Annotated in this window: 9 protein-coding genes; 4 read left to right on the top strand and 5 right to left on the bottom strand. The window is 59.1% G+C overall.

Annotation, left to right across the window (positions count from 1 at the left end):
- Nucleotides 1-230: 230 nt before the first annotated feature.
- Nucleotides 231-662 carry a nuclear transport factor 2 family protein gene (locus AAE029_RS10910; RefSeq protein WP_371072842.1) on the bottom strand — a complete coding sequence of 144 codons (432 nt, stop codon included), beginning with the start codon at nt 660-662 and terminating at the stop codon, nt 231-233.
- Between the two features lie 85 nt (nt 663-747).
- On the opposite strand from AAE029_RS10910, the gene AAE029_RS10905 reads away from it, so the two are divergent.
- Nucleotides 748-1734, top strand: coding sequence for a phosphotransferase family protein (locus AAE029_RS10905; protein ID WP_371072841.1), 987 nt, complete (start codon nt 748-750; stop codon nt 1732-1734).
- 15 nt (nt 1735-1749) lie between these two features.
- Here the strand turns inward: AAE029_RS10905 and AAE029_RS10900 are convergent, their stop codons facing one another.
- The gene (locus AAE029_RS10900; RefSeq protein WP_371072840.1) at nt 1750-3630 is read right to left on the bottom strand and encodes an ABC transporter ATP-binding protein; all 1881 of its coding nucleotides are present in this window, start codon (nt 3628-3630) and stop codon (nt 1750-1752) included.
- Nucleotides 3631-4009: 379 nt separating this feature from the next.
- On the opposite strand from AAE029_RS10900, the gene AAE029_RS10895 reads away from it, so the two are divergent.
- Nucleotides 4010-4750: a metallophosphoesterase gene (locus AAE029_RS10895; protein ID WP_371072839.1), complete on the top strand. Its 741-nt coding sequence runs from the start codon at nt 4010-4012 to the stop codon at nt 4748-4750.
- A 228-nt stretch (nt 4751-4978) separates the two neighbouring features.
- On the opposite strand, the gene AAE029_RS10890 is transcribed toward AAE029_RS10895, so the two are convergent.
- Nucleotides 4979-6244 carry an adenylate/guanylate cyclase domain-containing protein gene (locus AAE029_RS10890; RefSeq protein WP_371072838.1) on the bottom strand — a complete coding sequence of 422 codons (1266 nt, stop codon included), beginning with the start codon at nt 6242-6244 and terminating at the stop codon, nt 4979-4981.
- Nucleotides 6245-6766: 522 nt separating this feature from the next.
- The gene (locus tag AAE029_RS10885) at nt 6767-7294 is read right to left on the bottom strand and encodes an MOSC domain-containing protein (RefSeq protein ID WP_371072837.1); all 528 of its coding nucleotides are present in this window, start codon (nt 7292-7294) and stop codon (nt 6767-6769) included.
- A gap of 241 nt (nt 7295-7535) precedes the next feature.
- On the opposite strand from AAE029_RS10885, the gene AAE029_RS10880 reads away from it, so the two are divergent.
- The gene (locus tag AAE029_RS10880; protein ID WP_371072862.1) at nt 7536-7943 is read left to right on the top strand and encodes a VOC family protein; all 408 of its coding nucleotides are present in this window, start codon (nt 7536-7538) and stop codon (nt 7941-7943) included.
- 71 nt (nt 7944-8014) lie between these two features.
- Nucleotides 8015-8746: a metallophosphoesterase gene (locus tag AAE029_RS10875; protein ID WP_371072836.1), complete on the top strand. Its 732-nt coding sequence runs from the start codon at nt 8015-8017 to the stop codon at nt 8744-8746.
- A gap of 37 nt (nt 8747-8783) precedes the next feature.
- Here AAE029_RS10875 and AAE029_RS10870 read toward each other — a convergent pair whose 3' ends face one another.
- Nucleotides 8784-9986: an ABC transporter permease gene (locus AAE029_RS10870; RefSeq protein ID WP_371072835.1), complete on the bottom strand. Its 1203-nt coding sequence runs from the start codon at nt 9984-9986 to the stop codon at nt 8784-8786.
- Between the last annotated feature and the right edge of the window lie 4 nt (nt 9987-9990).

The raw sequence follows: 9990 nt of genomic DNA, 5'->3' as shown, positions 1-9990 counted from the left end.
ATACGATCGGGCTCAGACCTTGGATACCGAACGAGGAAAGACTCAATGCCACCTTCATAACCCTTGACCACAAACTCCTCATGTGAGGGAGGTTGGTGAGGCGTCCGCGCCAGACAACCGCTATCTCGCGCTTCAACTCGGACAATCTTCTGAGCTCACACATCTAGAGCGGGACGCCGAAAAGTGCGCGCGATTTCGGGCGACATCCCGCCATGGTCCCAGAGCGGACGTCAGACAATACCGTGCTGCTTCAAGAGCGCCTGCTCGTCGCCGGAAATCCAGCCGAAGACTTTCGCTTCTCCGTCCAGGATCTGGACAAGGTAGTGGACATCGAAATCTATTGCCGTGTCTGGCTGATCCTTGCGGGTATAAGTCGCCGTCCAGGCGACATGAGCGACACAATGGCAGTCGTCTATCGCAGAAAGGCGGACATGCCGAAGCCGCATCGCTTTGGTACCTATGGCCCGATAGTGCGCATATCCTTGCGCCATAACCTGCCTGAACTGATGGTCGTTCTTGCCGGACATGACCCCGGCAGGCGAGGCGGCGATGAAGTCTGAGGCATACAATGATGCGACCTCATCGATGTCGATCTCTCCTGCGAGAGACTGCCTGAAAAAGCGCCCGTATCGCGTAAATAGGTCCCTTACGACTGTTTCCATCAGATGCTCTCCTGAATGAGGTCTGGGCTTATGGGGTTAGTATGACCGCGTTGGCGAGAGAGGCCAAATGGCGCCGCAACGAAAAATGACTTTGGAACTGGACATCGAAACCGTTCAGCGGCTCGTCGAGAGCTTCGATCCTGCCTTGGTCGCCAGCAGCTTTGCTCGGCTGGAGGGCGGCAGCACAGAGGTCTACAGGATCGATCTTCCGGGTTCCGACAGCGGGCCGCTGGTCCTCAAGATCTATCCGGACGAGCCCGAATGGGGGCCGTCGAAAGAGGCGCTCGTGGCGGGCTGGCTTAAGGGTCTGACGCCGCCGGTTCCCAGGTGGCTGTGCGTCGATGAATCGCGGGCCTTTCTGCCGCTGCGCTACGCCTTGCTGACGCTGCTGCCCGGCCGCTCGCTTCGCCATTGGATGGCCGAGCCTGATATCGAGCAGGCCTATCGCCAGATGGGGGAGCTTCTGAGGCGCATTCACGCGGAGCCGATGTCTGCCTATGGCTATGTGCGCGGCCACGGGATCGATAAGCCGAAATACACAAACGCGGATTACATGACGGCGGCATTTGAAGACGTGTTTCGCCGTTTTCGCGATCTTGGCGGCGATGCCGACCTGGGGCGCCGTCTGCAACAGCTTGCTGAAGGAAGCTTCGAACTTCTGAACGAGAGCGACGGTCCAGTCCTCTGCCACGACGATTTCCATCAAGGCAATGTGCTGGCGCTGCGCGCCAGCACGGGTAGACTTGAATTGAGCGGGCTTGTCGATTTCGGAAACGCGCGCGCAGGGGACAAGCTCTTCGACCTGGCCAAGGCCTTGTTCTGTTCTTCGCACGAAGACCCGCGCAGCCATCGGCCCATTCTTGAAGGATATGGCGCAGTCGATCACCCAGACAGCGAAAGCGCGCTTTGGCTCTACACGCTTTTCCATCGGCTCAGCATGTGGTGCTGGCTGGCGACGTTGGGTGCGGATGCGGCAGCCGAGAATGGCCCCGGCGGTCTTGTTCGAGATCTGCGTGAGATGGCCGATACGGGCCGGAAAGCGAACCGTACAGCTTTTCCGAGGCTGCCATAGCGATTATCCAGTCGGTCAGGTCGTAGGCAATCCCGGCAAAGGTTCGTTGATTTCCTCAGGAATAAAGCCGCCGGTCTGGCGTTTCCATAGGCGGGCAAACAGGCCATCCTTTTCGACCAGTTCTTCCGGCCTGCCTTCTTCGATGATGCGGCCGTGATCGAGCACGACGATACGGTCCATGCTGGCGATGGTAGAGAGACGGTGGGCAATGGCGACGACGGTCTTGCCTTCCATCACGAAGTTCAGCCGTTCCTGGATGGCGGCTTCCGATTCGCTATCCAGCGCCGAGGTTGCCTCGTCCAGCACCAGGATCGGCGCGTTCTTCAGGAGCACGCGGGCAATGGCAACGCGCTGGCGCTGACCGCCCGAGAGTTTGATGCCGCGGTCGCCGACGAAGGCCTCGTAGCCTTTGCGACCTTCGCTATCGGTGAGATCGGCGATGAACACATCGGCTTTTGCCATCCTTGCCACGTCCTCGATCTGCTCCTGTGTGGCTTCAGGGCGACCGTAGCGGATGTTATCACCGACCGAGCGGTGCAGCAGCGCGACATCCTGGGCGATGACGCCGATGGCGCGGCGCAGGCTTGACTGGGTGACGGCGCGGATATCCTGCCCGTCGACGAGGATCGCGCCATCCTTGATGTCGTAGAAGCGCAGAAGCAGGTTTGCGAGCGTCGTTTTGCCCGCACCCGAGAGGCCGACGAGCCCGACCTTTTCGCCCGGTCGGACCGTCAGTGACAGATCGTCGATGACGGACCTGCCGGATTTGTAGGCGAAGCGGACATGCTCGAAACGGATTTCGCCGCTCTCGACCATGAGGTCCTTCGCGTTCGGCCGGTCGGTGATGGTGGGCGGCGTCGTCATGACGGGCATTGCATCCTTGATGGTGCCGATTGCCCGGAAGATCTGCTCGCCCATCTGCAGGAAGGTGAAGGTGTGGCCGGACAGCCGCGTGAGGACATAGACAGCACCAGTGAATTCGCCGATCGTGACGAAACCCTCGACGAGGCCTGTAAAGCCGATCGACAGGACCGACAGCCAGTGCAACATGTTGAGGACCACGACGGTCAATTCCGCCGTGCGGTAGATGCGCTGTTCGCTCTGCTGCGTCTTGACCGCCTTCTCCATAATGCCGCGGATGGCGCCGGCCTCGCTGTCTTCGGCGGCGAACTGTTTGATCATCTGCATGTTGGCGTAGAGATCGGTGATCGCGCCGGAGATCAGGCTGCGCTGCTTGGCGGAACGGCGCGAACGCTCGGTAAAGACCGGCGCCAGCCTGATGGCGAGCAGGACGTTGAGCGTGATCCAGATGACGGTCGGCACAGCGAGCTGCCAAGAGAGGCTCGAGAGCAGGATCACGGAGCCTACCATCTGCATCAGGAAGCGGGGGACGGACTGGAAAGCCGAAATGATCTGCTGCTGGACGGATGAGGCCACCTGCGACAGGCGTGCGGCGACCTGACCGGCATAGAGATCATGGAAAAAGGCGAGATCCTGGCGCTCCACTGCTTTGTGCCCCTGCCACTGGATGGCAGTCGGCATGCCGATGCCGAGCGTATGCGAGGTCAGCGTGTTTACGAGGAACGAGGTGACCGGTATGCCCGGAAAGAGCAGCAGGCCGAGAAATGTCAATAGTGGCCATTCGCTCTGCAGAAAGGCGGATGCACCCAGTTGCGTAACGCCATCGACGATGATCGAGAGTCCCCAGACAATGGTCAGACTCATGACCTCGTTCGCCATGGTGCAAAGCGCCAGCGCAATCAGTACGCCGCGAAACATCGAGATGAAGTGCAGAAGCACCGTCACGGGCCCCTTGGAAGGCAGCGGCCGGTACGGGATCTCAAGTGGCCGGATCAAGCTCTCGAAGGGACGGTAGATCGCATCTGAAATCGACATGGGACTTCTCGGGTCAAAAATCGAAAGGAGGGCTTTCAATCAAAAAGCCTGAGCGGGATGTTGCCCGAAAACCGCGCACACCTTTCGGCATCCCGCTCCAGGAAGTCGGCTACGCGGTATAGGATCATCTTCCAGATGCAATCTCAATTAGAAATTTCAGAAAATATAAGCAAGGGGAGGTGCCGCGAAAGCCTGGTCCGCGGCCGTCATATCCGGGAACCCCATAAGCGGACATTGCGATAGTTGCAAATCTCCCTATTCTACGATGTCGCAAATGTTAGGCGCGAAATCGTTTCTTTGATTGGAGTTTCGCGAGAAGTTGAACTGGTGTCGCGCGACCAATCTCCCCGAGCGTCTAAATTTGAGTTTGGAGATTTTGATGCGGATAGCTGCCATTGCTGATGTTCATGGAAATCTGATAGCGCTTGATGCCGTGTTGGCTCACTTACGCGCCGCTGCTCCTGATATCATCGTCAATCTTGGCGATCTTGTTTCCGGCCCATTTGATCCCGCCGGTAGTGCCGATGCGCAGATGGACCTTGGTTGTCCGACGATCGCGGGCAACCACGAGCGGCAATTGCTCGAAGGCGGCACAGGCTTCCTCGATGCCTTTGCGAGACCTCGCCTTACAAAAACGCACATGGATTGGATTGCAGGCCTGCCAAAGACTTTAGCGCTCACCGACGGAGAGATATTTGCCTGTCATGGGAGTCCCGCTGGCGGGGATTTGGAATACCTGCTTGAAGATGTGAGCTCCGGTCGGCCGATGGTGGACACCGAGGAATCTATTCTTCCACGGCTTGCGGGTATCGGCGACGCTCGCGTAGTTTTATGCGGGCACACCCACATACCCCGCATCGTAGCTGTAGGCGGTATATTGGTTGTAAATCCCGGCAGTATAGGAATGCCGGGATATCGCGCCATGACACCTGTTCCCCATGTCATGGAAGCTGGCGCTCCGCATGCTCGATATGCAATTGTGGAAAAACTGTCATCCGGCTGGGCGGCTGAGCTTCGCGCCGTTCCGTATGATTTTGAGGCGGCTGCGCGTCAGGCGGAACAGGCAGGTCGAGACGCTGTCGCGTACTCTCTGCGTACAGGACGGATGCCTTCCGCATGATTTTGATGTCGCGGGACTCCTGACGTCTGCCACCATTTTGTTCGCGTTGAGACCCAGGAACAAATTCTGTCGCAAATGTCATCAGCAGAGGTCAGCTATTCGCGAAGGATTTTGCGACATCTCAAAGTCCGGTTTGGGCCAAAAAGTCGCCACCAGGCGACGTCTCTTTCGCGCATCCTTGCATTCCGCCGATGGACTTCGACGCCGCCTGGTCCGGAGCACGGTCTGTCAGCGCAGGGACCAGGTGACCGAGCTGCCGGCGAGAGTTTTCCTCAGATGCTCGTTCGCCTCCACGCCCTCGGCATCCGCCGCATATTCCGGTTTCAGCCGGTTGAGGAAATACATCGTCATCTTGCCCTTGTTTTTCACGTCAAGGGGACCTCGCGGGGTGCAGTCGAAATATGACTTTACGTGCTGGTAGGTGCTTTCGGAGATGTTCACCTGGTCCGCTTCGTCCGCGCTCTCCATGCGAGCTGCGATATTCACCGTGTCGCCCCAGACGTCGTAGGTGAACTTCTTCCGGCCAACGACGCCCGACATCACACTGCCGCTGTGCAGGCCGACACGGAGGTGCCAGGGCCGCTGCCCCATCGCAGCCCAGTGCTGGTTCGACGCCACGACAAGGCGCCGAATCTCCAGAGCCGCAAGGCAGCTGCGGACCGCGTGGTCCTTACGGCCCAGCATCAGACCGCCGGCGCACATGTAGGAGTCACCGATAGTCTTGAGCTTCTCCAGTCCATGCCGCGCGACGATGCTGTCGAATTCGGAGAAGTACATGTCGAGGTCGTCGATCAACTCCCGAGGGGAGAGTTCAGCGGCGGACTTGGTAAAGCCGACGAAGTCCGTGAAGAGGATCGTCGTGGAAGGGTGGTAGCGGGGTTCGACTCGGCCCTTCTCCGTCAATTCCGCGGCTATCTTGAGGGGTAGGATGTTGAGGAGCAGGCTGTCCGAGCGCTGCTTCTCAGCGGCCAATTCCTGCTGCGAGCGTAAAACCTCGGTAAGCTTCAGGCGAAGTTCGAGCTGGGCGATGGTTTGGCGCGCGAGGCGTCGGATGCCTTCGGCAGCCTCGAAGGGGAGCTCGCGTGGGGTGAGATCCATGATGCAGAGCGTGCCCAGCGCACGGCCGCCCGAATCGATCAGCGGCATGCCTGCATAAAAGCCGAAAAAGGGTTCAGTCGCGATGAAGGGCATCGCCTTGAAGCGATCGTCTGCGTGGGTGTCGGGAACCACCAGCAGGTCGCTACGGCAGAGCGCATGGGCGCAGCAGACGCCGCCACGGGGCACTTCTTCGATATCGGGAGGAACGCCATGACGGGATTTGAGCCATATCTTGGTGTCGCCGACGATGTTGACCAACGCGATCGGGACATTGGCAATCAGGGCGGCGAGATCGGTGAGGTCGTCGAAACCGGCTTCCGGATCGGTGCCGTAAACGTCATAGGCCTTTACGGCGGCCAGGCGTTCAGCCTCGTTGTCGGGTACGGGGAAGTCCATGCTGGCGCCCTCCATTGTGCGAAGCCCAAGTGGTCCGCCCGTTCAGATCGGACGGGGGAGGCTCCCGAATCGACCCAAAGTCATGACGTGATCAATTCTGATCGGTTAGAGCGAGATGCGGGCGGAAAATCGAATACGCTTCTCCTGATCCTGCTCTAGCGAAGCAGCTCACGCCACCCCTCCGACACCTACTGCCACCCCAAATTTACTCTCGCTATTTCACTTAATCAATGAAGCCGGTGGCTATCCAAGCGAAGCTGCGAAACACACGGGCCGCCCGCTTGATCGAATTGACATTCGGGTAACACAAGGATGTGACGCTCACGCGTGACAAGCTGGGATGGAAGGGTGATCCCGGCTTGCCGAAAGGGGCTCAAGCCGCTGTGTTGATTGGCGATCCGACAAAAACTGGTGACGTCGTGGTCATACGCTCCAAGTTTCGGACCAACTGCATGGTTCAATACGCCAAGACGATCATACTGATCAGCGGTATCGCCGGCTCCGGCGCCCGACCCCGGTTACCTACACCCGCTCAAGCCGCTCGTGAGGCAGGGCAGGCAGAACCACTTCGATCCGATCGCCCGGCCGAACCGTACCGCCTTGAAGGACCACCGACATGATGCCGGCTTTCCTGACCAGATTTCCATCCTCATCCCGTCCCAATACCGCTTTCAGCAGGCCCTGCTGGAAATTGTCGATCTGACCGCAAGGATTTCGCAGACCCGTAACCCGCAGGACAACCTGCTCGCCTATCTTGGCCGGCAGATCCAGGAGCGCGATGCCTTCCGTCACGATGTTCTCGCCCAGATCGCCGGGCTGCACCACGAATCCGCTTGCGAGCAGTTCGTCGAACAGTTCAGCGTGGAGCAGGTGAACCTGCCTCAGATTCGGCTGGGTCGGGTCGACGGCGACGCGAGACCGATGCTTCACCGTAACGCCGGCATGCGCATCCCCCTCCACGCCGAAGTTCTCGATAATGTTGATGGTATCGACGACGGTCTTTGAAAACTCGTGTGTCTGGCGGCGGGAAACTGAGATAACCGAAGGCATGCTGATTCAAGGTTCTCCGACATTTTCCGTCATGGTAACTTTCCGCAACTTGGTCGCAACTGCCGCCAATGCGATCAGGACGATTGGCCTGGTTTCCAAGAGCGAGGCGCTCCTGCGCCATGGCTTAATATCGATCCAATCGGCTTAATAACAAGTTAGTCGTGTCAACCGCAACGCTGCAAAAAATCGAAGTTTTGCGACACGCGCATAGACAATCATGTTCACACAGGGAGCAAATAGCGTGCTGCACCATGTCTCTTTCGGGGTTTCAGATATCAAGCGGTCGGCAGCCTTCTACGATGCAGCGCTTGCTCCGCTCGGCTATATCAGGGTCTGGGAGGATCTAAATCCTGATGATCCTGATGATCCTGATCAGGCGATCGGTTATGGCCTCCCTGGAGGCGGAGACAAATTCGCGATCAAGCTCAGCGGCGAGGCATGTCGTTCGCCCGGACCAGGCTTCCACCTCGCTTTCGCTTCGCCGAACAGACAGGCTGTCGCCTTTTTCCATGAGGCAGCATTGGCCCAAGGTGGTTTGGATAACGGTGCTCCTGGCCTGCGGTCCCATTACGGACCAAACTACTTTGCAGCCTTCGTCGTTGATCCGGACGGGCACCACATCGAAGCTGTCTGCAACTCCGCGGCGTAGCTAGATCGAAAAACTCCTGATTTTCCGACAAGTCACGTCGCTTCAGAACGGCAAATAAGGAACGGCCAGCCATGCTCATTGCCCAAATTAGCGATATCCATGCCAGCTTCGACAATGATGGTCTTGCCCGGTTGGAAAGGGCAGTTTCCTGGCTGGCGACAGTCCAACCAGACTTTCTGGTGTTATCGGGAGATCTTGTGAATGGTGGCTGGGCGGAGGGCTATCGGTTGATAGCCACTGCATTGCAGTCTCTCCCATGTCGCTCAATGATCCTCCCCGGCAATGCGGACGACAAAAGCGTGATGCGCGCGGCCATGCCTGAGATAGATTATTGGTTCGATCAAGCCAGAATGCATTTTGCCGAGTGTTATGGCGATGCTCTCATCATCGGGATCGACACATGTGTCGACGCAAGCGCCCGTGGCGACATGACCGAGCATTTACCGTGGTTGCGGCAGACGCTGGCTGGCGGCTTGCCGGGCATTCCCCTGTTATTCACGCATCACCACGTCTTTCGAAGCGGCATATCGCCTATGGACGATGTCATGTGCAAAGGTGCAGACGCCTTGGCGGAGCTGTTATCGAGCACGGCCCGGCCTCCCATCGCCATCTGCAGCGGTCACGTGCATCGGCCGATGGCGAGCATGATAGCGGGGATTCCAGCCTACACATGCGGCTCGATCTGCCCCGCCAATCCGCTGCTACTCGAACCATCGCGTGAACCACCTGTCACCGATCCGCCCGCTCTCATGATCCACGACCTGAGGAACGGACACCTCGTCAGCAGTCATATTTCCGTTTAGGCAGTCTCCTTTTTAGCTCCGGCACCGGGTTTGAATATCAACTGCGTGCCCGCAGTGCCGCCGTGAGGGGAAGCCGCGTCGCGGCGAAAGCCGGCAGCGCGCCGCCAATGATGCCGATCGCCAACCCCAGGAGACCGGCAGTCACCATGATATCTCCGGTCACGCTTAGCTGGAATGCCATGCGGGCATTGTTTGCCCCGATGGTGCTTGCCTGCCAGCCGTTGAAGGCCAGCCACGACGCCGCGATGCCAAAAATGGCACCAGCCGCAGCAAGGATTATTGCCTCGATCCAGGTCGCGCTGAATGCCGACAGGCGGCTGAAACCTAAGGCGCGCACGGTGGCGATCTCGATTGTCCGGTCGGAGACCGAGCTCATCATCGTGTTGAGCGCGCCGGCAGTCGCCCCAAGCGCCATCAGAAGCGCGATCGGCCAACCGAACAATCGGATGAGGCTGGCGGTGCGCCCCGATTGGGCCGCATAGAGATCAGCTTCGGACATTGCAATCAACGGGGTTCCTGTCACGGTCGAGAGTTTCCCTTTCAGGATCTCGATCGATCCAGGATCTTTGAGCCGAAGGCGCAGGGTCTGGATTTCTCCCTGCCGATCGAAGCCGGAGCGAACGGCATCAAGATCGGCCCAGATTTCGGATTCGAAGGCGCCGCCGTTGGCGGAAAAATGCCCCGTCACCGTCCAATCCACCGCGCCGAGCCGGAGCTTGTCACCGATGCCAAAGCCGGGAAACCTCGCGGCGAGGCGATCTCCGATGACGATCTCGCGGGCGCCCGGCGCAAAGAAGCGCCCCGCCGAGAGGGTTACATTGTCGCGGAGCGAGGGGCCGGACAGGTCCATGCCGCGTATCGCCAGTGTCTGCCCGGTACCCTCCTCATTTTGCCTGATATCCATCGGCACGACGATTTCGCGCGACGAGACGAGGTTGCCGGCCGCATCGCGGGAGACCCCGAAATCGCCGCGCATCGCCTCGATCGTGCGGACCGTATCCTGCGGGATATCTGAGCCGGTTTCCTGATTGGTGCCGCCGCCAAGGATGACGGCGACCGATGGCGAGCCTGCCCCTTTCAACGCCCTTTCGAAGCCTTTCGCCATGGAAAGAAAGCCGACGAGGACCGAGACAACGAGCGCGACCGACAGCGCCATCGAAAGAGATATCGCAAGACGGCGCGGCAGGCTGAGGAGATTGGCCCGTATCATCACGAGCGTTTGTCTTGCTGTGGAAGACATGAGG

Source organism: Sinorhizobium sp. CB7, from assembly GCF_041357635.1.
GTDB lineage: Bacteria > Pseudomonadota > Alphaproteobacteria > Rhizobiales > Rhizobiaceae > Rhizobium.
Note: the sequence above shows the minus strand (reverse complement) of the source record. Positions and strands in the feature narration are given on the sequence as shown.